This window comes from Methylibium sp. T29, assembly GCF_000576205.1.
Classification (GTDB): domain Bacteria; phylum Pseudomonadota; class Gammaproteobacteria; order Burkholderiales; family Burkholderiaceae_C; genus Methylibium; species Methylibium petroleiphilum.
Genome location: NZ_AZND01000004.1, coordinates 43604 through 64284 on the forward strand (window position 1 = coordinate 43604; position 20681 = coordinate 64284).

The 20681-nt window shown below is 66.7% G+C and carries 23 protein-coding genes; 13 read left to right on the forward strand and 10 right to left on the reverse strand.

Annotation, left to right across the window (positions count from 1 at the left end; all coding sequences use genetic code 11):
- The first annotated feature begins 114 nt into the window (after nucleotides 1-114).
- Nucleotides 115-2415: a DNA repair protein gene (locus tag x551_RS01480; protein WP_051511782.1), complete on the forward strand. Its 2301-nt coding sequence runs from the start codon at nucleotides 115-117 to the stop codon at nucleotides 2413-2415.
- A gap of 69 nt (nucleotides 2416-2484) precedes the next feature.
- Here the strand turns inward: x551_RS01480 and x551_RS01485 are convergent, their stop codons facing one another.
- The 3 genes from x551_RS01485 to radC form a co-directional block, all read right to left on the reverse strand.
- Nucleotides 2485-3156, reverse strand: coding sequence for a hypothetical protein (locus tag x551_RS01485; RefSeq protein WP_036229055.1), 672 nt, complete (start codon nucleotides 3154-3156; stop codon nucleotides 2485-2487).
- Nucleotides 3157-3282: 126 nt separating this feature from the next.
- Complete coding sequence (locus x551_RS01490) at nucleotides 3283-3591, reverse strand: hypothetical protein (protein WP_036229058.1); 309 nt, start codon at nucleotides 3589-3591, stop codon at nucleotides 3283-3285.
- 204 nt (nucleotides 3592-3795) lie between these two features.
- Nucleotides 3796-4377 (reverse strand): DNA repair protein RadC, encoded by a 582-nt coding sequence (radC, locus tag x551_RS01495; protein ID WP_036229131.1) that lies wholly within the window; start codon nucleotides 4375-4377, stop codon nucleotides 3796-3798.
- A 415-nt stretch (nucleotides 4378-4792) separates the two neighbouring features.
- Between radC and x551_RS01500 the strand changes: the two genes are divergently transcribed.
- Nucleotides 4793-5008, forward strand: coding sequence for a hypothetical protein (locus x551_RS01500; protein ID WP_036229061.1), 216 nt, complete (start codon nucleotides 4793-4795; stop codon nucleotides 5006-5008).
- A 72-nt stretch (nucleotides 5009-5080) separates the two neighbouring features.
- On the opposite strand, the gene x551_RS01505 is transcribed toward x551_RS01500, so the two are convergent.
- Nucleotides 5081-5629, reverse strand: coding sequence for a hypothetical protein (locus tag x551_RS01505; protein WP_036229063.1), 549 nt, complete (start codon nucleotides 5627-5629; stop codon nucleotides 5081-5083).
- Entirely contained in the window at nucleotides 5626-5877 is a 252-nt protein-coding gene (locus x551_RS23160; RefSeq protein WP_152543364.1) for a hypothetical protein, read from the reverse strand. The genes x551_RS01505 and x551_RS23160 overlap by 4 nt, the downstream gene beginning before the upstream one ends.
- Nucleotides 5878-5999: 122 nt before the next feature.
- Between x551_RS23160 and x551_RS23165 the strand changes: the two genes are divergently transcribed.
- A complete protein-coding gene (locus x551_RS23165; protein WP_051495479.1) occupies nucleotides 6000-6404 on the forward strand; it encodes a hypothetical protein in 405 nt (134 codons plus the stop codon).
- Here x551_RS23165 and x551_RS01515 read toward each other — a convergent pair.
- From x551_RS01515 to x551_RS01525, 3 genes are all read right to left on the reverse strand, one after another.
- Nucleotides 6383-6859, reverse strand: coding sequence for a DUF6878 family protein (locus tag x551_RS01515; RefSeq protein ID WP_152543365.1), 477 nt, complete (start codon nucleotides 6857-6859; stop codon nucleotides 6383-6385). The genes x551_RS23165 and x551_RS01515 overlap by 22 nt on opposite strands.
- Nucleotides 6860-6952: 93 nt before the next feature.
- The gene (locus tag x551_RS01520) at nucleotides 6953-7444 is read right to left on the reverse strand and encodes a hypothetical protein (protein ID WP_152543366.1); all 492 of its coding nucleotides are present in this window, start codon (nucleotides 7442-7444) and stop codon (nucleotides 6953-6955) included.
- A 175-nt stretch (nucleotides 7445-7619) separates the two neighbouring features.
- Complete coding sequence (locus tag x551_RS01525) at nucleotides 7620-8138, reverse strand: hypothetical protein (protein WP_036229069.1); 519 nt, start codon at nucleotides 8136-8138, stop codon at nucleotides 7620-7622.
- Between the two features lie 116 nt (nucleotides 8139-8254).
- Here x551_RS01525 and x551_RS23960 point away from each other — a divergent pair, with 116 nt between their 5' ends.
- Nucleotides 8255-8536: a hypothetical protein gene (locus x551_RS23960; protein ID WP_231497456.1), complete on the forward strand. Its 282-nt coding sequence runs from the start codon at nucleotides 8255-8257 to the stop codon at nucleotides 8534-8536.
- On the opposite strand, the gene x551_RS01530 is transcribed toward x551_RS23960, so the two are convergent.
- Nucleotides 8496-8696, reverse strand: coding sequence for a hypothetical protein (locus tag x551_RS01530; protein WP_036229071.1), 201 nt, complete (start codon nucleotides 8694-8696; stop codon nucleotides 8496-8498). The two genes, x551_RS23960 and x551_RS01530, sit on opposite strands and share 41 nt — an antisense overlap.
- A gap of 701 nt (nucleotides 8697-9397) precedes the next feature.
- Here x551_RS01530 and x551_RS01535 point away from each other — a divergent pair.
- From x551_RS01535 to x551_RS25700, 7 genes are all read left to right on the forward strand, one after another.
- Entirely contained in the window at nucleotides 9398-10081 is a 684-nt protein-coding gene (locus tag x551_RS01535) for a hypothetical protein (protein ID WP_051495480.1), read from the forward strand.
- 55 nt (nucleotides 10082-10136) lie between these two features.
- Nucleotides 10137-10787 carry an RES family NAD+ phosphorylase gene (locus x551_RS01540; RefSeq protein WP_051495485.1) on the forward strand — a complete coding sequence of 217 codons (651 nt, stop codon included), beginning with the start codon at nucleotides 10137-10139 and terminating at the stop codon, nucleotides 10785-10787.
- An 86-nt stretch (nucleotides 10788-10873) separates the two neighbouring features.
- Entirely contained in the window at nucleotides 10874-12142 is a 1269-nt protein-coding gene (locus x551_RS01545) for an ABC-three component system protein (protein WP_152543367.1), read from the forward strand.
- On the forward strand, nucleotides 12042-12557 hold the full coding sequence (locus x551_RS01550; RefSeq protein WP_231497457.1) for a three component ABC system middle component: 516 nt from the start codon (nucleotides 12042-12044) through the stop codon (nucleotides 12555-12557). Before x551_RS01545 ends, x551_RS01550 begins: the two co-directional genes overlap by 101 nt.
- Nucleotides 12554-14509, forward strand: coding sequence for a DUF3732 domain-containing protein (locus x551_RS01555; RefSeq protein ID WP_036229081.1), 1956 nt, complete (start codon nucleotides 12554-12556; stop codon nucleotides 14507-14509). Before x551_RS01550 ends, x551_RS01555 begins: the two co-directional genes overlap by 4 nt.
- Before the next feature lie 199 nt (nucleotides 14510-14708).
- Nucleotides 14709-16517 carry a ParB/RepB/Spo0J family partition protein gene (locus tag x551_RS01560; protein WP_051511783.1) on the forward strand — a complete coding sequence of 603 codons (1809 nt, stop codon included), beginning with the start codon at nucleotides 14709-14711 and terminating at the stop codon, nucleotides 16515-16517.
- On the forward strand, nucleotides 16505-16672 hold the full coding sequence (locus x551_RS25700) for a hypothetical protein (RefSeq protein WP_161727931.1): 168 nt from the start codon (nucleotides 16505-16507) through the stop codon (nucleotides 16670-16672). The genes x551_RS01560 and x551_RS25700 overlap by 13 nt, the downstream gene beginning before the upstream one ends.
- Nucleotides 16673-16752: 80 nt before the next feature.
- Here the strand turns inward: x551_RS25700 and x551_RS01565 are convergent, their stop codons facing one another.
- Complete coding sequence (locus x551_RS01565) at nucleotides 16753-17961, reverse strand: phage integrase N-terminal domain-containing protein (protein ID WP_051495481.1); 1209 nt, start codon at nucleotides 17959-17961, stop codon at nucleotides 16753-16755.
- Between the two features lie 1209 nt (nucleotides 17962-19170).
- Here x551_RS01565 and x551_RS01570 point away from each other — a divergent pair.
- Both x551_RS01570 and x551_RS01575 read left to right on the forward strand, forming a co-directional pair.
- Nucleotides 19171-20226, forward strand: coding sequence for a PRTRC system protein D (locus x551_RS01570; RefSeq protein WP_051495482.1), 1056 nt, complete (start codon nucleotides 19171-19173; stop codon nucleotides 20224-20226).
- On the forward strand, nucleotides 20223-20516 hold the full coding sequence (locus tag x551_RS01575) for a hypothetical protein (protein WP_036229087.1): 294 nt from the start codon (nucleotides 20223-20225) through the stop codon (nucleotides 20514-20516). The genes x551_RS01570 and x551_RS01575 overlap by 4 nt, the downstream gene beginning before the upstream one ends.
- Nucleotides 20517-20681: the final 165 nt, after the last annotated feature.

Consider the following 20681-nt stretch of genomic DNA (forward strand, 5'->3'; position numbering starts at 1 on the left):
CTCGCCTCTGAGAGAGGCCCGGGCTACCCGGGCGTGAGATCACTGTAGGCCGGTTGGCCGCTCAGTCCAAGGGCGTTGACACTCGCGAATGCAACCTAACACCCCTACCTGACCATGCCTTCACGTGCGGCGGTGGCCGGGCCGGGTGGCTTCTCGTACTACGACCATGTGTGCCTGCCCGAGAGCGAGAAGGACCTGACCTGGGCCCATGAAGGCCGCAGTTACCGTTCGCAGGTGGTGGTGCGCCTCAACGGCCGGCGCAAGACCGAAGCCTTCCTGTTCGTGCTGGCCGAGCATGGCGCCTGGGTGCCGGTGGTGCTGGCCGATGGCACGGTGTCTGACGGCAAGGTCGACACCTACGCGCGCTGCGTGGAAGCTCTCTGCGGGCCGGCGGACACCTTCTTCACGTCGGTGTTCTCGGCCCAAGGGAAGCGCCAGCTCAGCACCTACCGCAATGCCGAGATCAAGAGCTTGCTGGCCGACCTGCTGGGCCAGGAGGAGATCCGCGTCATCGGGCAGAAGGCGGGCGAGACGGCCCGGCTGTTGAAGGCGGGGCTGGTCGCGATCCGGCACGAGTCATCTGGCCTGGATGCGGAACACAACCGGCTCGCGGCTGAGCGGCTTCGGCTGGACGGTGCGGCAGGGCGGGTCGAGCCTGCCGTGGCAGCGCTTCGGGCGGCGCAGTTGGCGTTGGAGGTGGGCCAGTCCCGGCACATCACCCTGGTGGCCGAGCGCGACCAGTCGAAGGCCACCGAGGCCCGCCGCGCGCAGTTGCACGCGGAGCGTCAGTTGCTGCTGGCCCGCGGCACCGAAGCCACCCAGGCGCTGCAGGGCCGCGAGCAAGGCGAACGGGGGCGGCTTCAAGGCCTGGAGCAGCGCATCGCGCAGCGGCGCGCGCAGGCGAATGCGCGGTGGCAGGCCTTGCAGCAGTCGCGGCGCCAATGTCTCGCGACGCTCGCGCTGTCGGGTGTGGTGGGGCGTGCCGTCACCCGGCAGCCATTGTCCTCACGCTTGCAGGCCCTGCGCAGCGGGCAGGTCGCGGTCTGCCGTCAGCAGGTGCAGCGGCTGGCGCAATGCCAGGCGGCCGAGAAGCTCGCCGAGCAGAAGCTGCAGGGAATTGACCGCGAAGCCGGCAAGGCCGCGCTGCGCGCCGAAGAACTGGCCCATCGATTCGGCTTGACGCGCGAAGTGCCCTGCGCCGGGACCGATCTGCAAGGGCAGTGCAAGTTGCTCGGCGACGCGCGCGAGGCACAGTCGCTGATCCCCAGCGCAAGCGCCCAGATTGCCGCGCTGGCGCGGGACAAGGCACAGGTCCAGGACGAACTGGTGGCGATCCGTCAACAGCGGGACGCATTGCAGGGCGCTCCACAAGCGTTGAGGCTTGCCGAACGGCGCGAAGAGGCCGCACGCGAGCGCGCATCCCGGCTCGCGCTGCTTGCCGCCAAGGCGGCCGAGATGGCACAGGCCGAGTCCACGCTGGCCCGCGTGAATCAGGAACTGGCCGCGTTGGACGTGACCGTGGCTGGTGCCGACAGCCCCGAAACGCCCGACGAACGCGCCGAACGCCAGCGCATCGCCGTGGCCGGGCTGGAACTGTCCGAGGAACGTAAGCGCCACGCCCAGCGGCTGCAGGAAGGGCTGGGCCGGATCGACGCGCTGCTGGCTGCGTTGCCCGCACCCTTTGATGAACGCCGCCTGTCGGCCGCCGCGCAGGCCGTGGCGGACGCGCGCCAGGCCGTGGCTGCTGCGGACCGGGCTCATCTGGCTGCGGCACGTGAGGCGCAGGCAATGGACGCGCTGACGCAGCAGATCCAGTCGCTGGCACAGCGGCGCGTGCAGGTCGATGCGCGCGTGGCGCATGTCGAAGCCGAACTTGGCGGCTGGAACCTGTTTGCGCGCTGCATGAGCAACGACGGCCTGATCGCGCTGGCCATCGACGACGCGGGCCCCACGCTGTCCGGCCTGGCCAACGACCTGCTGCTGGCCTGCTACGGGCCGCGCTTCACGGTGTCCATTCACACGTTGGTGGAGACGGGCAAGGGCGAGCAGCGCGAGGGCTTCGACATCGTCGTGCACGACGGCGAGTCGGGCGAAAGCAAGAGCGTGGGTCTGATGAGTGGCGGGGAACGGGTGTGGATCAACGAGTCCCTGACACGGGCGGTGGCGCTGTACCTGGCACAGCATTCTGGGCGCCGCTACACGACGCTGTTCTGCGACGAGGCAGACGGCGCGCTGGACCCTGAACGCAAACGCGCGTTCATGGCGATGAAGCGCGAGGTGCTGCGGCTCGGCGGCTACGACCGCGAGTTCTTCGTCTCGCAGACGTTGGAGTTGACCGCGATGGCGGATGCGGTGATCGACCTGGATGCGCTGCACACGAGTGCATCCGCTTCGCCGGCCGGCGCGGAAGCCTGAGCTGTCCGAAGTCAGCGGGGCCGAGCTGCCCGATGGACAGCCCGGCCCGCCAGAAGAGGCGCGGATGCCTCAGCGGAAGACTCGCGGCTCGATGGTCTCGCCGCGCATGAACGCCAGGTAGGCGCTGGCCTTGCCGACGTCGCGGAAGCGGGCCAGTTCGTCCCGTTGGTGCTCGACGCCCCACGGGTGACTATCGTCGCCGGTCGGTACCAGGCGCAGGTCCGGCACCTGGTAGCTGGGGTGCGTGTACAGCGCGACGCCAGATTGCCAGTCGATGATGCACAACAGGCAGGCCGTCAGGATGGCTCCGCCGCCGGCTTCGCCCGCCTCGATCAACAAGGGCACCTTGAGCCATCCGGTGGAGCGGCCGATGCGGCCGACGACATCGAACTCGTCGAACCAGGATTGGCCATTGCGGGTGTCGCCATAGACCAGGCGCGCTTGGCGGCGTGTCTTGCGGCAGGCCTCCAGGACCTTGATGACCTCAGGGTGGGTTCCGGGATCGAAGTAGGTGTCATGGGTCAGCGCGGACTGGCCCCAGGCGCGCGTGGCAGCCTGGTACTTGCGGTAGCCGGCCAGCGTGTCGGCGTCTTCGTCCGTGAAGGCCAGGTCGGGCTGCCGGAGTCTCCGCGCGATCTGGTCGGCATGTCCGCGCGCGTTGTCGAAACCGAGGCAACTGAAGCCACCGCCATCGGCGATGACGTAGAGCCGTTGCTCGCGATCGAGGGTCACCGATTCCATGGGGTGGCCTCGAAGGGTGTGTGCATGTGATTGCTCCAAAGAAGGCAGGGCGCCGGCCTTGCGGCGCGATGCCCTGCGGGACTGGGAGCCACCGGTCGGGTGGCGTGGTGTTTCAGCCTGGTGGCCTCACGAGATCGGGTCTTCGCCCTCGTAAATCGGCAGGCCGTCGATGCCGGCGGCGTCGCTGTCGAACTTCAGCCACACGATGCCGGCTTGTTCGGCCACGTCGAAGATCGTGGCGAGGTCGGGCTCGGTGGGCACGCTGTAGCGCGGCGCGCCAACGTAGACGAAGCCGCCGTACTCGTTGGGGTAGGCGTTGACCGACAGGTCATCGGCGGCCAGCTTCTGGCGCGAGCTGGCGGTCAGGTGGGTGATCGACAGCGCGGCCATCGGCTCGGCGTGCTGCAGCAGGTTCTTGGCCGTGGAGTTATCCAAGATGAACTCCTTCTCGTTGCGGTGGGGGACTCGGGGCGTGGCGGCTGGGTGCTGGACGGTTGAAGTCCATGCCGCAGTCGCGGCAGCGGTACCAGCGTAAGCGTCCCAGCGTGCCCAGCGGCACGCCGTGCCCGGGGCACGGGGGGCAGCGCGGTGCATGGGTGGCGGACATGGTGTTCCTTCGTGTTGACCGGACCACATGCCTCAGACCAGCCCGCGTTCGGCGAACGAAACGACGTGGTCGCCGGCGACGACGAAGTGGTCGAGGAAGCGGACGTCCACCAGGCTCAGCGCGGACTTGAGGGTCTGCGTCAGGAACTCGTCGGCGCGACTGGGCTCGGCGTTGCCGCTGGGGTGGTTGTGCGCCACGGCGACCGCCGCTGCGTTGCGGGCCAGCGCCGCCTTGACGAGCTCGCGCGGGTACACCGAGGTCTGCGTGAGGGTGCCACGGAACAACTGCTCCGTGCCGATCAAGGCATGATGCGCATCGAGGTACAGCGCCAGAAAGACTTCATGCTCCAGGCTGGCGCAGTACAGCCGCAGCCATTCACGCAGGGTCTGCGGCGAATTCATCACCGGGGCGCCACGCATGCGGGTCTGCAGGTCGCGCAGGATCAGTTCGCGTGCGGCGCTGAGCTTCTGGTCGAGCAGCGTCCGCTGCGCGATGACCGGTCCGTGGAACGGCTCGCCGTCGGCGACGTGCAGGTGTTCATCGGAAAGGTACCGACGGTCGTGTGCGAGCAACTCGCCGACCAGCTCGGACCTGGAAAGGGTGGACATGTCCACGGCGTTCTCCTTCATGAATGTGAAAGCGGGAACGCCGAACCCGAGAGGGGAACGAGGTTCCCGCTCGGGATGCATGGGCCGGATGACCCATGCTGATGACAAGGCAGGTGACGACTGCGACGCCGGCTGCGCCGGAAGGCACTTCGCTGGGAAGTGCACTGGGGAATGGTCAGTCTGCGACGCCCGCCCGGTGGCGGCAAGCCCTGGGCTTGCGGCGCCATGTCAAAGCGATGGTGTTGGGCTTGCGTTGCCGGTGGCGGCGCCGATCAAGCGCTTCAGGCGCAGGTCGCGCTGAAGAGCGACTCGGATGACATTGGAATCGCGCGTCAGAAATCTTTTGCAAGGCGCCGGTCCAACCGACGACAAATGTTTGCGGTTCGGCCAAGATGGCGCGCGACAACGGTTCGCACGCACCATGATCCGCCTCGGTCAACAGGTTCGACTCACCCGCCGCGAGGTCGAGCGCTTCACCAAGATCACCGGCATCGCGCCGGTGGGCATCCGCACGCTGGCGGAGCTGGACGCCTACATCGCCCGGTGCAAGGCGCACTACTGGGGGGTGTCGCGCGAGACGCAGTTCCTGCACTGGCTGATCGACAGCGAGTACGAGCGGTGCCGTGATGCGGCGTAACCCGCGATAAATGGCGGCAAGAGAGCCCAGGCCCCGCTGAGGTGAGGGCGCTGGGCTCGAATTGACGGCGGTTCAGGCGACGGCAGGACTTGCAGGCTGCTCGGGGAACCAGGCCCGGTAGGCCTCGGCGCCGCTGATCGCCGCGCCGTTCATCAGCGGCTCGATCGCCGTGCGGCTCAGGTCCAGCACCAGGTCGGCGTAGTCATCCGGCGCGGTGTGGATCGAGCTGTACAGATCGAGGTCGCACTCATCGAGATCGGCCTCGATCACGGCGATGGCGCCGAGCTCGTCGAAGGCGCCCTCGTCGATGACCGCTTCGGGCAATGTGGCACCGGCCAACGGCACAACCTGCGTCACGGCGTTGCTGATCGAACGGTAGGTGCCGCCCTGATCGTCGTACTCCGCCGATGCACTCAAGGTCGCGCGCAGCGACTGCAGCCAAGGGTGGCGCACAAACAGGCCCGCCAGGCAGGCGCCGGCCCAGCAGTGCTGGAGCGTGTCGAAGGCTCGTTCGGCCTCGCGGTAGGTGCGGTCGACGGCCAAGCCGGCTTCGGTGACGGTGATCGCCCCCAAGGCATCGACCCAGTAGTCGGGCACGTCGGTGTTCTCTGTGGTGTTCATGGGGTTCTCTTTCTGCGATGGTTGCCTTCCGAGAAGACCACCGCCTTTGGGTTGATGTGTTGCAGCAAGGGCCACCACCAGGGCGGCCGTTGGCAGACCTGGTGCCAGTCGCCCCGGCCGTCGTTGGCGCTGACGTGGACTTCGATGCAGCGGTCGCAGGCCAGCATTTCGCGCGTGAGGGCGTCGTCGCGAAGGCCGCTGTGGCAGGCCAGGATGTGCAGGTGCGACAAGTCGATGGCGTAGGGCACGCCCGACTCGAACAACTGCCGGTACTCGGGCCAGGTCGAGACCAGCCACGGGTCACCCGCGGAGGGGTACTGTCCTTCGACGCCGACGGCGCAGCCGAACAGGTCCGTGCAGCGGCGTGTGTGTGTTCGAGCATCTCGGCCATGCTGGCGTCGCGTCGCGCGCCGGCATGCGCGGTGTAGGCCGGCGCGGCAAGCCGCCGGCTGATGAGGGCCGCCTGCCGGAACCACTCACGGTGCGCCTGGTAGCCCGACAGGTCGGCCAGTTGGTGCTCGGGCAAGACCCGCACGTTGGCGTGCAGCCTGAAGCGCACCTGCGGAAACGCGACCATCAGTCCATCGACCATCGCCTCGGTCAGGACGCCGAAGTTCTGCGGAACGAGTTGGACGTGGTCGGTGCACAGCCTTCCGAACAGCGGCTCGACGACCGCACCCGCGAGATGCCGGGCGGCCTGGTCGTGGCGCAGCCCGGGCCAGCATGCGAGCGAGGCGTGCACAGTTGGGCGCGTCAAAACGTCGTCTCCTCGTAGTCGGAGTCGGTGAAGTAGGCCGTGTGCTCGATGCGCACCGTGCCGGCCTGGCAGTCGAAGATGACGCTGCCGGAGCCGCCGTCGCCGTTTTCCCAGCCGCCATGGACCACATCGATGACCTCGTCGGCGAAGTCGCGCAGGGCCTGTTCGATGCTGAGCTGTTGCTCGACGATGGTGGTCTGCCACTCACCGTTCTCGAAGACGCCGCGTTCGGCGAACATGGTGACGAGCGCCGCCATGTTGAACGGCGCTTCGGCCGGCATCTCGACCGACACGTCTTCGACGCCGCCCGAGTCGCCGCAGCCGACGTAGGTGGCGGTGGCCGTGACGGCGCCGGCCTGTACCAACGTCGCCAGCAGGATGCGCCGGTTGCGGCCGAGGACCGACGCTTCGTCGATCACGTAACGCGCCGGCTCGGTGGCGTCCGCGGAGTTGTTTGTCTTCTCTGGGGTCATGTTCTCTTCCTTCATGGAGGTCGAGGGGCACGACCGCACCCGTCGGGACAGCGTGCCCCTCGGGGTTGGTTGAACTGCAGTGCCGGCGGCGCTTCAGGCGGCTTCCGGCAGCGGGCTGAACAACTGCTCGAGCGGTGCGCCGTCGCCAACCTGCAACGCCGAGCAGGCCCTGGTCACGGGTGGCCGCACGGTGACGTCGGTGTCATCGACAGGCTGGACGCGGGCCACCACGGTGCCCCGGGGGCTTCGCACTTCCATCTCGCCGATGCCGCGCGTCCACGTGGCTTCCACCACGTAGTCGGCCTGCACCGGCAAGCGGTCGCGCACCAGCTGTACGCCGGCGTCGAACGAGTCGGTCGTGACGGCATCGGTGAGGTCGCCGTATTCGCGGTCGTAGAGGAAGACCTTGTAGCTGGCCTTCATCGCGGCGGGGGTTGATTCCGGCCCAGGGGACGACATTGCGGGATCGGCTCCGGGTTGGATGCCCAATCCGAAGGTGTCTTGCGCCAACTGGCGCAGCTCGTGCGCACTGGCGATCTGAGCGGGTGCCTCGAAGGCACGCGGTGTTTCATTGGCAGGGGCCATGGGACTGTTCCTTTCATGAGGGGTACGACCGGCCGGCGGCAGGTCGACGTGGAAGGGGCGGGATGGCCGAGCGCGTCACGCACCACCGCGGAGGTGGGCGTGAGCGTTCGACGCTCGAGGCATCACGGCGGGCGCCGCGTTGCCGGGCCAGGCGGGTGGTGCCTCGCGCTCTGGGTCAGGCCGCCGAGCGGGTGGCCTGGGCTTGTGGCGAGCGAGGCGGTGAAGCCTCGGTTTGCGCGGCGGCCGGCGCCGCGCCGGGTGGGCCCGCCTGCGGTGCGAAGGCCGATTGCGCCTGCGCGAATTCAGTCTCGCGCGTCAGGCGTCGCACCTGGCGCACCGCCGGTTCCTTGCCGGTCTCGGGCAGGCACTCGACGGCGATGTCACCGCCGCGGCGCAGCATGCGCACGGGCACAGCAAACAGCCCGTGGCAGAGCCAGCGGACGAACTGGCCGATCCGCTTGTCGCGGGCCTGGCGGGCCTTGTGGGCGCGCAGGGCTTCCTTGCAGCACAGCACCAGGGCCAGGTGCCTGCGCTTCATCTCGGCATCGGCTTCGAGCTGGGCCAGCACTTCGGTGGCCAGGGTCGCGTCGTGACGCACCCGGCGGTAGAAGCTGACCCAGGCGCGCTCTTCCTCGAACTCGACGCCGAAGCGCTTGGCACGAGGGCGGGACTTTTCAGGTTTCTCAGGGAACATGGTGTTGGCTCCTGTGAAAGAGGGAACACCCATCCCCGGCGGGAAGCGGTGGGCTCCCCGAGGGTTGCAAATCGGTTGCAAGGGCATGCGGTGCTGATAACCTGAGCAGCCCGCACATGGAGGCCCACACGATGCTTCGTGCAGGCAAGTCACTACGGTTCACCCCCGACGAAGTCGATGAGTTCCGATCACTCGGACTCGACTTCGAAGGGGTGCGAACGCAGGACGACGTCGAACAAGCGTTGGCCGCGTGGGCCGGTACGCTCGCCGATGAACGCCCTGATCTGCTGGACAAGATCGTCTCGGAGATGGCGAAGGTGAAGGGCGTGAAGCCCCCTGCGCGTTTGACCACGGTGGTCAGCGGCGCGCCTTCTGCCGGTTCTCCTCGGCAATCCTGATCCAGCGGTCGGCGATCTCGTCCAGATAGACCAGATCGTCGGGCTCGATCTCGCCTGACTTGCGCAGCCGGGCGATCACTTCCTTGACCACTTGCGGGTCATCCTTGGCGAGTTGAATCGCCAGGGCGGCTATGCGCTTGCGGTACAGGGTGGTCAGCATGACGCCCCTTCCACAGCGCGGTTCTCGACAGCCTCGAACGCTTGCGTGAACGCAAACGAAATGGGCTTCATCAGCGCGGCGACTTGCGGCGCTCGAAGGGTCAGCTCACGGGCGCGCCCGGAACCGCCCAGCAGCACCCCGACAGGCGCAGCACTCTCTTCACTGGGACAGCGAACATGGTGTTCTCCTTCATCGAATGAAAGGGAACACCCATCCCCGGCGGGGAACTTGGGGTTCCCCGTTCGGGATGCTCCGGCCGTGACCGGCGGAGCGGCTCTGTGGCACAAGGCCACGCTGTTCAGCCTGGGGGCTGAACGCAATCCACAGCCACGGGCGTGGCTGAACCGGATCGATGTCCGGGCTCTACAAGGCAGGTAACGACTGCGACGCCAGCGAACTGGACTTCAGGAGGCCGGAGCCTCTGGTGAAGGCTTTGCAGGCGCGATGCCCACGGATAGCCCTTGCAGTCTGGCACCCGAGGGGAGCAAGCTCAAGATCGCACCAGAGGTCGCCGCCATGCGCCACCCGAAAGCGCCCCACAGGCCGGGTGCTTCGCGATGGCGCAACACGCCCTGCGGCACTCCGGCGAAGTGCGTGGCGGCAGCATGGCCCACAGGCAGCGTGCCCCATGTCAGCCCCGACTCGATGATGAAGGTGAGCGTGCAATCATGATAATATCCGTCATCGATTTGGGAGCTGTGATGCGCGAAGTCAACGATGGGCGGGCAGTGCCGTCGGGCGTGGGCACGTTGGCCGGCACACCCGGCGAGATCGGCGAGCAGTTGCGGCACTCAGTCGCCGAGCGTGCCATTGCGCTGACGTTCGCCCATGAGAGCGAGCGCACCGTGCGCGCGATTGCCGATGCGCTGGGCAGCCTGGCACCGATGGTGGCGGGCCTGATCAAGCGGCGCCAGCGCGAGGCGCTGGACAAGATCGTCGACGCGCTGGTGCCGACCGTACCTATGCCGGCGCACATGATGGTGGAAGCGCGCATGACGGCGCACGCGCGCAGCGAAGTCCTGGCGTCAGGCGACTGGCTCACGGCGGCGCAGGTGGCCGAGCTGGCGGGCTTCAGCACCTCGAACCTCAGCGCGCAGCCGAACAAGTGGAAGAAGGAAGGGCAGATCTTTGCGATCCGCCACCAGGGCCTGGACTACTTTCCGGCCTACGGTCTGGACGCCGAGGCGGGCTACAGACCCCTGAAGCCGCTGGCGCCTGTCCTGGCGGTCTTCGGGGATGCCAAGGACGGCTGGGGTCTGGCGTACTGGTTCGCCTCGGCAAACAGCTTCCTCGGCGGCAAGCGGCCCCAGGACGTGCTGCTCAAGTCGCCCGACCGTGTGCTGGCGGCTGCCACCGACGAAATGGCCGAAGTCGCCCATGGCTGACCCGGCCGGCGCAGGCCGTCCGCGGCGCGCCGGCGCTTCCAAGTCGAAGGCCGCGTTGGCCGGCACCGTGCCAGACCCGCCTGCGGTCTTGCACATCACCACAGCGACTTGGAAGGCCGGTGTTGCCTTGCACCGCATTCACCTCGACGTGTACGCGGCAGAGGCGTTCAACCCGGGCGTCAAAGGCAACGCCAGGTTCAGCCCCGTCGTCAACGCCGCCGGAAAGCCGATCCCGACGCTCTACGGCGGCACCAGCTTCAACTGCGCGGCCATGGAAACTGTCTTCCACGATGTGCCGTTCGCGCCGGGACTGAAGACCTTCGCCAAGCACAAGCTCGAAGGTCAACTGCACTCGGTGCTGGCCGCCACGGCGGCATTGACGCTGGCCGACCTGCGCAACGTGCCGCTGCGCAAGCTGGGCGTCGAACGCAAGCAGTTGATCGACACCGAGAAGGACACCTACGGCCAGACCCGCAAGTGGTCTGCGGCGATCCATGCGCAACATGCGCACATCCAAGGCCTGTGCTGGACCTCGCGGCAGGACGACAGTGCGATGGCGGTGATGCTGTTTGGTGATCGCGTTGATGCAGGCACATTGACGCGGCGTGAGGTTTCGCGCGCCTTGCTCGATGACGGGCCTGCCTACATGGACCTGCTGACCTTGGCTGACATGATCGGCGTGCGCGTCGTTGCGGGAAGGGCCTGACTTCGCTGCACTGAATCGAGGAACGAAGGAATGGGGGACCAAGGATGAGCGGATCAACTGTCGCGACGTTCAATGCCGGTGCTTCGATGCTGGGTTACCTGTACCAGGTGCGCGTGGCATTGCTGTTGGCCATACGGCAGAGCCGGGTGATGGACTTCTTGGTCAGCATCGAAACGCTGGACGACGTGAGTTTCGAGGCAAACGGCGATCCCATCGCGGTGCTGCAGACCAAGCACTCGATCCACGGCACATCGGGTCTGAGCGACCTCAGCTCGGACCTCTGGAAGACGCTGAGAGTCTGGATGGTGGGACGCGCCAGCGGCGAGGTGCCTATCACGGCCGCGAAGTTCCTGATCTCGACGTCGATGGCTTCGGCCGGCACCGCCTGTTCGGCGTTAGGCCCGGCGGGCGAGGGCCGCGATGTTGAAGCCGCCTCCACTCGGCTCAAGCAGGCGGCCACGACCTCGACGAATGCCGACCTGAAGGACGCATTCGAGGCCTTCCTCGCGCTGGGTGAGGCCGAGCGCCAGCAGCTGTTGAGCAGCATCTACGTGGTGGCAGGCCAGCCCAATGCCGACGCCATCCAATCGCAGTTGCAGGCCGAGCTGTATCACGTGTCGCTCCACCACCAGGCGCTGTCGGTTCAGATGATCGAGGGCTGGTGGTTCAAGCGGGTGATTCACGAACTGGTGTATGGCGGTGTTGGTATTCCTCGTGCGGAGATCGATGCGCAGATATCGGAGGTTCAGGAGTCGCTGAAGCGCGATGCGCTGCCCATCGACGAGGAGATCGACGCCTTGATGGTGGCACTCGAACACTTGCCGGAGTTCGCCAGTCGACCGTTCTATCGCCAGGTCGAAATCGTCGGCGCTGGGCCGCGCCGCATTCGCAATGCGATCACCAGCTACCTTCAGGCGTTTCGCCAGCGTTCTGCGTGGATGCGCGACGACTTGTTGTTCGACGCCGATCTGCGGCAGTACGACCAGCGCCTGCTCACCGAGTGGGCGCTGCTGCGCGAACAGGTTTGCGACGAACTGGGCGAGGGGGCCGGCGAAGACGAGATGGCCAAGGGGGGCGGGCCATCCTCAAGTGGGCAGAGGATGCACCATTGCCCATCAAGTCCGGAGTCAACGTGCCCTGGGTGTGTCGAGGGTCGTTCCACATGCTTGCCGATGACCGGCGCCTGGGTTGGCATCCGGATTTCGAGGCCCGCATGCAAGCGATCTTCGATACGCCCACTGATGGGGCAACGCCATGACCGAGTGGCAGGACCGAACCATCGAGCAACGCAATCTGCTGAATCCGGCGTTCTGCGCCGTAGTGCTGTGGCATGTGGCCAAGGGGTACCAGACTGAAGCCGCAACAGTGACCGACGCGACGGCCGCGCTACCCCTTGAGCTGGCATTCGTAGGCGCCAGCTTCGTGCTGCGCGGACAGACGCGCCGACATCTGCCGGTCACCGTGCGCACTTCGCTTGCCACCTGGATCCAAGACCACCCGCTGGAACGCTCCGCAGTGGCCAAAGGTGTCGGGATCCTGCGTCCGTATGTGCGGGAGGCCCTGGTGTTCGGCGCAAAGCATGGTGCGCTGTCGATGGTGGGCCGTAGGGTGGCCAGCGAGCCGGGCGCCGCCAAGCGCATCAACGGCTATCTGAAGCAATCGAGCGCCGACGTCAGGGACTGCGCCGGGCAGGCCCTCTTTGTGGGGCGCTGGTTGCACAAGGGCGGAACACCCTCAACGGTGATGGCGATGTTGGGGGTGCAAGCATGATTCAGATCTTGGCCATCGTTGCCTACAGCCACGACGGGCGCTGCAGAACCATCCGGATGGAGCCGGGGCGCGTCAACATAATCTCGGGCGACTCGCGTACCGGCAAGTCCGCATTGCTGGGGGTGATCGACTACTGCTTCGGCGCCTCGGAATGCGATGTTCCCGAAGGCAAGGTTCGTCGGAACGTCTCCTGGTTCGGTCTTCTGCTTCAAACCGAGCGTGGGCAGGCCTTCGTCGCGCGGCAAGTGCCAGCCGGTGATGCCAAGGCCAGCGAGGCGGTGTACGTCAAGACCGACTTGGAACTTGCGACCCCCGCGCACGCGGAACTCCGCCAGACCACGAACAGGGAAGGGCTCAGATCGCTGCTCGCGTCCTGGGTCGGCATGTCGGACTATCTGCATGAGCCGCCGCCGGGTCAAACACGGGTGCCGCTGGCGGCAACCATCAGCCATGCGCTGACGTTCTGCCTGCAATCGCAGAACGAGATTGCCCAGCGCCGCCACCTGTTCCATGGCGCAAGCGACCGCTTTGTGGCCCAGGCGATCAAGGACACGCTGCCGTACTTCTTGGGCGCGGTGACTGATGACTACGTGGCCAAGCAACAGGAATTGAAGCGCGTCCGCACCGAAATGCGCCAGATCGAGCGCAGGCTGGCCGAGGCTTCGGCCATCCGAGGTGAGGGGGTGACACGCGCGGACACCTTGCTGGCCGAAGCGAAGGCGGCAGGCCTGACAACGCTTGGAGACGGGGCGCTATGGCAGCAGAAGGTGGAGACGCTACGCCTGCTGCAAAGCTCACCGGTACCCAGTGCACTCGCAGAAGGTGGGGACGACGCGGAGTTCCGTCGTCTGACGGACGAACGCAACGGACTGCTCGGCGAGCAGCGCAGTTTGGTTGCCACACTCGAACGAGCACGCGCCTTCGAAGGCAACTCGCGTGGGTTCTCCTCGGAGGCAAGGGAGCATGCGGCGCGGCTGAATGCGGTGTCGGTCTTCGAGCAGGGGGTGGACGGACATGCGTGCCCGCTGTGCCTGCAGGGCTTGCCGGCCGAATCGAGTGCGCCGTCGATTGGCGAGCTGCGTGCCGCCCAGGCGTACATCGGTGAGCGCAGTGGCGCCATGGACTCGGCCACCCCTCGCATCGAGTCCGCGATTCATGAGGTCGAGGGCAAGCTGGTCGAGCTTCGGCGCCGCATGGACGGCAACCGTGAGTTGCTGACCGCGGTCAAACGCTCAAGCCAACGTCTGCAACTGGCCGCCGACACCGAGGCGCGGCGGGCGATGGTGCTCGGCCGCATCAGCCTGTATGTCGAGAACATTCCGCAGATGCCGGATCTGACGGCGCAGCAACGCCGGCTTGACGAACTGAAACTGCAGGAGCAGCAGCTTGACCAGGCCGTCAGCGCCGACGTGATCCAACAGAAGCTGGAATCCTGCTTGTCGAACGTGAATCGCTACCTGTCCGACTACGCTCGGCGGATCGGGCTGGAGTATTCAGAGAGCCCGCTTCGACTCGACCCGCGGGCGCTGACCATCGTGGCCGACACGCCCGAGCGCCCCGTGCCCATGTCCGAAATCGGCAGCGGCGAAAACCACGTCGGCTATCACATCGTTGCACATCTCGCGTTGCACACGTGGTTTGCGAACCGACAGCGACCGGTTCCATCCTTCCTGTTGTTAGACCAGTTGTCGCAGGCTCATTTTTCGCCGGACGCGGCACCACGCGACGGCGTGACCCAGGAGAAGCTGGATTCGGATCGGAAGGCCGTGAAGGCACTCTTTGGGCTCATCTTCGACGTGGTCGAAAGCCTGCAGGGGCGCTTTCAGGTTCTCATCACGGATCACCCGGACTTCAGCGACGATGCTCGCTTCCAAGCCGCATTACGCGAACGGTGGCGCGATGGGTTGAAGTTTGTGCCGGAGGACTGGCCGAGGGGCGACAGCGTCGTTTGATCGTCGCTGGAGCGGAATGGGCGTGGGGGCAGGCTGGGAATCGTTCCCGCCTCCGACGCACTTGAAAGCATGGCCGCGGATGAGATTCTGAACGCACGGTCCCGCATGGAGCGGGCCCACTCACCGCGTTCAGGAGCCCTTGATGAAATTCTCCAAAGCTGAAATCGAAGCCGTTATCGCGGCGTCCCCGCGCACGACGGTGCCCCTCAACAAACTGGTGCTGTCCGAAGAGCGCCAGGTGCGCCCGCAAGGCAGCACGCCCAAGCTGAGCATTGCGGAACTCGCTGCCTCGATCAAGGACAGCGGCGTGCTGCAGAACCTGATCGTCGTGAAGGGTGCACGCGGCATGTACGAGGTCTGCGCCGGCGGGCGCAGACTCGAAGCGCTGGCAGCGCTGGCGCAGGCCGATGACATCCCCGAGAACTACCCGGTGCCGGTGCTGATCGTGCCCGCAGACAAGGCGCTCATCGCCAGCCTCGCGGAGAACGTGTTTCACATCCCCATGCATCCGGCCGACGAATACGTCGCCTTCGCCAAGCTGATCGATGCGGGCAAGTCGGTCGAGGACGTGGCCGCGGCGTTCGGCGTCACGCCGCTGGTGGTGAAGCGCCGCATGAAGCTGGCTGCGGTGTCGCCGCGCCTGATGGCACAGTTTCGCGAGGGGCAGATCGGCTTGGATTGCCTGATGGTGCTGGCCTCGTGCGACGACCATGCGCGGCAGGAGCAGGTGTGGACCGGCATGCCGACATGGAACCGCCGTCCCGACTACCTGCGCCAGTTGCTGACGCAGGGCGAAATCGAATCCGACACCGATCCGGTTGCGCGCTATGTCACGCTCAAGGCCTACGAGAAGGCGGGCGGCGAGCTACGGCGCGACCTGTTCAGCGACGACGACAAGAAGGCCTACCTGCTCGACGCCGCCCTGCTGGACTCACTGGCGACCGACAAGCTGCGCAAGAAGGCCAGACAGGTCGCCGCCGAGGGCTGGAAGTGGGTCGACGTCCGGGCGCGCTATGTCTTCGAGGAGTTCGTCAAGTTCGGTGAGCTGCGCAAGACGCGGCGCACACCGGACGACGAAGAAGCGGGCGCCATGGCGGGCTTGCGGAGCCAACTCGACACCTTGCAGGCACGGATGGACGCGTTGCAGGAGCACGAGGGCGACGATGAGAACGATGACCGAGAGTTCCTCAAGCTCGAAGCCGAGGCCGAGGTGCTGGAGGCACAACTGAAGACCTTGCAAGATGCCCTGTGCGTCTGGCCACCCGAACTCATGGCCCAGGCCGGCTGCGTGGTCTTCGTGGGCAGCAGGGGCACGGCCGAGGTCAAGTACGGCTTGGTTCGGCCGGACGACCGCAGCGGCATGGCCGACGCCGCGCGGCAGGCCAGCGAAGCGGAGGGCGCGGGTGAATCCGTGGTGTCCATGCCCTCGGGCAAGACCAGACCCGTGCATTCCGAGAAGCTGACCAGGCGCCTGACGGCCCATCGCGTGGCGGCCGTGCAGGCCGAGTTGACGGCCCGCCCTGACGTGGCGCTGGCGGCACTCACGGCACAACTGGCGCAGCTGATCTTCCGTGACGATGCCCGCGGCTACCAGCGGCCGGAGACGGTCTTCGCCATCACGGCGGCAGACAGTCAGTCCGATCTGCAGGCGGCGGCCGAAGACATGCAGGGCAGCGCAGGCTGGGCCAGGGTTCAGGCCGAGCGCACGTCGTGGGCCGCTCGCCTGCCGCAGGAGATGGACCAGGTGTTCCCATGGCTGCTGACGCAGGAGCAGGCGACGGTGATTCAACTGCTGACCTTCACGGTCGCGGTGACCGTGACGGGCATTTACGGCACCGAGCCTGAGAGGCAGCGCACGGACGCGCTGGCCGCGGCCTTGGGGCTGGACATGAACAAGTGGTGGGCGGCAACCAGCGCTTCGTACTTCAGCCACGTGTCGAAGGCGCGCATTCTCGACGTGGTGACGGAAGCGGTGGATGTCAACGCGGCCAGCCCTTGGCCGCGCTGAAGAAGGCCGACGCCGCGAGCGGCGCGGAACAGACCGTGGCGGCAACGGGCTGGCTGCCCGCATGCCTGCGCACGCGGCGGGCGGTGGAGACGTCGACCGAGGAAGCGCTTGACGATGCGCCGGAGCACGCCGCGTCCGAAGCCTTGGATGCGTAGCAGAGCGACTGCGACGACCGACATCCAGCCGCGCGCGGTACGGCCACACCGTGCGCTGTTCGGCGTCAAGGAGATCAGTCCTACGGAACGGGAGATTCTTCGTCACCGGGTGACCTTGCCGTAGGCGCGCCTCGCTTCGTTGCCGGCTGCCCACGCAGTTTCGGAAGGACGGCACCTAAATACGCCCCCGAGGCTCTGATGCGGGCGTGTCCGGCGAGGGCCGACACGGTGCGTCGAGCCGCAATGTCTACTTCCGGGTCTACAGGCCCGCCGCCACGCACCGGGGGCAGGGCGCCAGTGAGGCCCGTGTAGGTGTCCATCAGCACTTCATGGCGCAGGCCGTGTCCCGTGGCACCCCGCTCGCGCAGCGTGATGCCGAACTTTTCCATCACGTAGTCGAACCGGCGCAGGTTCCTTTTGAGGTCGCGCGTCGGATCGCCCATGTGGGCGTCCCGGCTGCTGGCCTGGTCTTGCGCGAACGCGACCGCCGCCACCCGTGCGGGGCTGTCCAGCGGGAGCCAGCGCACGCGCCCGCCTTTGCCCTTGACACGCACATACCGATCCGCCGCCGTGTCGTCTGGCGGCAAGCCGGTTTCGGCAAACGGCACGACGTGCTCGAATGGCCGGAACTGGATCGCCTCCTTGCGCCGCAGCCCGAAGGCCCGGATGAGCCGCAGGCTTGCGCCGACATGGCAATCGAAGGCGCACACATCGTTGATCAAGGCGTCGATGTCGATCCCCTGGGCCGACCAGCTCTTGTCGCGCTGGGCGTACTCGTGGCGCTGGTACTCGTCCACCACCAGGCCGTAATAGGCGGGGCTGCGCACGAAGCCGTGTTTGCCCATCCACATGCCCAGCCCGCGCAGGAAGCTCAGGTAGGTCTGGATGGTGGCCGGCGCCAGGTGATCCTGCTTCCAAACCTGCGCCATGGCGCGGATGTGCTTCTGCCCCAGGTTGCGCGGGTCGGGCATGGTCTTGAAGCCGGCCTTGAGCCGCAGGTCGCGGAAGAAGCGCCGCAGGAAGTGCGCGCGTTCGTGCCGCGTCTTGTGCGACACCGTCTTCTCCAGCGAGGTGTGCAGCGTGTTGAAGAGTTCGATCAGCACTTCGAGCACCTTCTCCGGCGATGCCTTGCCAGGTGTGTAGCGCGCCAAAATTTCCTTCGGCGACTTGCCCGCCCAACTCTGGCGGCGCGTGGGCTGGTACTGGGTGGACCGTCCCGGACTCGAAGGCTCCTGACGTCGGCGGCGGGATGTCGATGGTTGGGCTTCACGGTGATCGAGGGCGGGCATGGAAGGGCTCCAGGCTGAGACCCGCCGCCCGAACGGCGGGTTGGTTGGCAGCGACGTGGAATCCGAAGCGGTCGATCGGCAGGGCGGATTCCGTCGCCCCGGCCGGTGTGTGATCAAAGAATTCGGCGCCGCACGCGACCACGGCGTTGCGGCACCTACCCAGGCGGTTTGCCAACCGCTGCACACGCAGCGGCCAGCTCGGTCGGTCTTAAGAATGAAACGGGGTTGATCCGTCCCACCTGTGCATTTCTGCAACCGTGGGGTTGGTGATGCCCGCCGGCCTCATGGGCATGGCGGTCGGCATCGGCGGCAAGGTCAGGCCTTGCACGCGCGTGGTGGATCAGTTCTGGATTCGTAGCGCCATCGACTCGCATGGGTCCGCCCCTGACCGAATGTCCAGGCGGTGCCGAGTCTGTGAGCGGGGGCGCGCGTGGAGCCCAACAGGGCAAACACGACCGCGCGCTGCGTGGAACGCGTGCTCAAGCGATGGCGGGAACAGCGGTGCGGCATCGGGTGCCGACCAGGGTGTCGAAGGCGGTGGCGCGTTTCAGGAACGCCCGGCGGTGAACGCCGGCAGGGCCACGGGCACATGCACTACGAAAGGGGACCTCGGGGCCGGCGCCTCGAAGGGCGATGGCTGTCCCGGCTCGAAGGCCGGGGCTTGAAGGCAGGTAACGACTGCGACGCCTTGTGCTCCATGCGGAGCGGAGCCGGGATGGCTCTCGGGAGAACGTAGTTGACGACGGGCGCGGATGAGGGTCAAGGGCGGGCCGCCGCAAGCGCCGGGGTTTGGCAGCACTTGCGGGTGGCGCTTGAGGGGCCGGGACGCAGCCGTGAGCCGGGTTTATTGTCCCGAAGGGCTCGGGAGTGAGGCTGTGCGCGGGGTTGACAGCAGGAACTGCTGCCTCTGGCCCCGACCGGGACTTCGCATGCCTTGCCTTGGGTGCCCGCCGGTTCCGCCGGTCGTGGCCTGCCCACGGCAGCGTGCTCTTGACAGGGCAGTTTCGGGTGCGACCGTGGTTCGACACGCGGGCTGCCCCGACTCGCTTGGCCGAGCGATCTCGCCCTGCCGAGACTGCACCAGAGTCTGGTCGATCTCAGGCCGGACCTGATCGCGAAAGGCCAGGTTTTGAAGGGGCGTTCCGCGTGGATCGATCACTTCGAGCAGTCGAAGCTGGTCGCCTTGCAACCTTGCCTTGGAGCCATCCCATGGAACTGGTCGTTCGAGCGGTGGATGTCGGATTCGGCAACACCAAGTACGTCACCGGCGTCGGTGGCGGGAAGGTTGGCGACATCCGCTGCGCCAGCTTCCCGTCCCGCGCCTACCCCAGCCCCCGCGATCCGGCGAAGACGCTGGGCGCCGATGGGCGCAAGACCGTCGCCATCCCGATCAACGGCCTGTTCTACGAGGTCGGTCCGGATGTGATGCTGGCGGCCGATGCCTTTCGGGCGACGCAGATCCACGGCGACTACACCGACACGCCGCAATACCTGGCGCTCGCCCGCGGTGCTCTGCGCATGATGAAGGTCGAGACCATCGACCTGCTGGTTGTCGGCTTGCCGGTCGCGGTGTTCGCGGCGAAGAAGGCAGCGCTGGAGAAACTGATGTCCGGCCGGCACGACGTAGGCGGCGGGAAGGTGGTGACGGTGCGCAAGGCCTTGGCAATGGCCCAGCCGAACGGCGCGTTGATCGACTACGCCACGCAGAACGACAAGGTTGAAGCCATGGAGCGCGAGCAAAGCCTGGTGATCGATCCGGGCTCGCGCACGTTCGACTGGCTGGTGGCGCGCGGCATGAAGTTGTCGCACAAGCAGAGCCACTCGGTCGACCGCGGCGTGTCGAACATCCTGCAACTGATCGCCGACGACGTGAGCCAGGAGATCGGCAAGCCGTACACCAACCTGGACAACATCGACCTGGCCCTGCGCACCGGCAAGGGCCTGACGGTCTATCAGCGGACCTACAACGTGGCGCGCATGAAGCCGATGGTGGAGATCATCGCGACGGAGGCCGTGGCCGCCATGGTGCATCGCATCGGCGAGTCCTACAACGTCCAGCACGTGATCCTGGTCGGCGGCGGCGCATTTCTCTTCAAGAAGGCGGTGAAGGAAGCCTTCGCGACGCACCAGATCCTGGAGGTCAAGGATCCGATGTTCGCCAACGTCAGGGGCTATCAGATCGCCGGTACGAACTACGCCTACACCGCACTGCAGGCAACTGGCAGGACGCTGCGATCGATGCAGACCGAAGGGGGCGACTCATGACCCACGCCACAACGATGAAGGAAGAGCCCGTGCGCCTGCTGTTCGAGATGACGCGCGAGGACAACCCGCGCCTCTACGACGACCTGATCCGCTTCAACAAGGGCACCAAGCGGGTGAACCGGCTGCGGTTTCTGGCGCACGAGGGGCTGATCGCGCAGCACTGGATGGCGGCGCAGGGTGTCGCGGCAATGGGCCCGCTGATAAACCCGGCGAGCGAGCCGAGCGTCAGCTCGTCGGTCGCCCGTCACACCAACCAGGTCTTCGAGGCGCCGCCGGTCGGGGAGGGGTAGATGAAGAAGCATGCCAACCGACCTCTTGATGCGGTCAGCGCGTCCGAACTGGCGGAGATGGGGGTGTGCGAGCGAAGAGTGTTGCTGGCACATCGCCACGGCACGCGGCGGACGTCGGCGCAACGACGGGCAATGCGGCGAGGCCTGCGTGCGCACGAACGGTTT

What these genes read in the sequence shown, in the direction of transcription:
- x551_RS01530 (WP_036229071.1), bottom strand. Translation starts at nt 8,696, where the DNA reads ATGCTGACCACCCTGTACCGCAAGCGCATAGCCGCCCTGGCGATTCAA.
- x551_RS01570 (WP_051495482.1), top strand. Translation starts at nt 19,171, where the DNA reads ATGGAACTGGTCGTTCGAGCGGTGGATGTCGGATTCGGCAACACCAAG.
- x551_RS01525 (WP_036229069.1), bottom strand. Translation starts at nt 8,138, where the DNA reads ATGTTCCCTGAGAAACCTGAAAAGTCCCGCCCTCGTGCCAAGCGCTTC.
- x551_RS01565 (WP_051495481.1), bottom strand. Translation starts at nt 17,961, where the DNA reads ATGCCCGCCCTCGATCACCGTGAAGCCCAACCATCGACATCCCGCCGC.
- x551_RS01520 (WP_152543366.1), bottom strand. Translation starts at nt 7,444, where the DNA reads ATGGCCCCTGCCAATGAAACACCGCGTGCCTTCGAGGCACCCGCTCAG.
- x551_RS01545 (WP_152543367.1), top strand. Translation starts at nt 10,874, where the DNA reads ATGCTGGGTTACCTGTACCAGGTGCGCGTGGCATTGCTGTTGGCCATA.
- x551_RS01515 (WP_152543365.1), bottom strand. Translation starts at nt 6,859, where the DNA reads ATGACCCCAGAGAAGACAAACAACTCCGCGGACGCCACCGAGCCGGCG.
- x551_RS01485 (WP_036229055.1), bottom strand. Translation starts at nt 3,156, where the DNA reads ATGGAATCGGTGACCCTCGATCGCGAGCAACGGCTCTACGTCATCGCC.
- x551_RS01500 (WP_036229061.1), top strand. Translation starts at nt 4,793, where the DNA reads ATGATCCGCCTCGGTCAACAGGTTCGACTCACCCGCCGCGAGGTCGAG.
- x551_RS01535 (WP_051495480.1), top strand. Translation starts at nt 9,398, where the DNA reads ATGCGCGAAGTCAACGATGGGCGGGCAGTGCCGTCGGGCGTGGGCACG.
- x551_RS01480 (WP_051511782.1), top strand. Translation starts at nt 115, where the DNA reads ATGCCTTCACGTGCGGCGGTGGCCGGGCCGGGTGGCTTCTCGTACTAC.
- x551_RS01555 (WP_036229081.1), top strand. Translation starts at nt 12,554, where the DNA reads ATGATTCAGATCTTGGCCATCGTTGCCTACAGCCACGACGGGCGCTGC.
- x551_RS01575 (WP_036229087.1), top strand. Translation starts at nt 20,223, where the DNA reads ATGACCCACGCCACAACGATGAAGGAAGAGCCCGTGCGCCTGCTGTTC.
- x551_RS01550 (WP_231497457.1), top strand. Translation starts at nt 12,042, where the DNA reads ATGACCGAGTGGCAGGACCGAACCATCGAGCAACGCAATCTGCTGAAT.
- x551_RS23960 (WP_231497456.1), top strand. Translation starts at nt 8,255, where the DNA reads ATGGAGGCCCACACGATGCTTCGTGCAGGCAAGTCACTACGGTTCACC.
- x551_RS01505 (WP_036229063.1), bottom strand. Translation starts at nt 5,629, where the DNA reads ATGAACACCACAGAGAACACCGACGTGCCCGACTACTGGGTCGATGCC.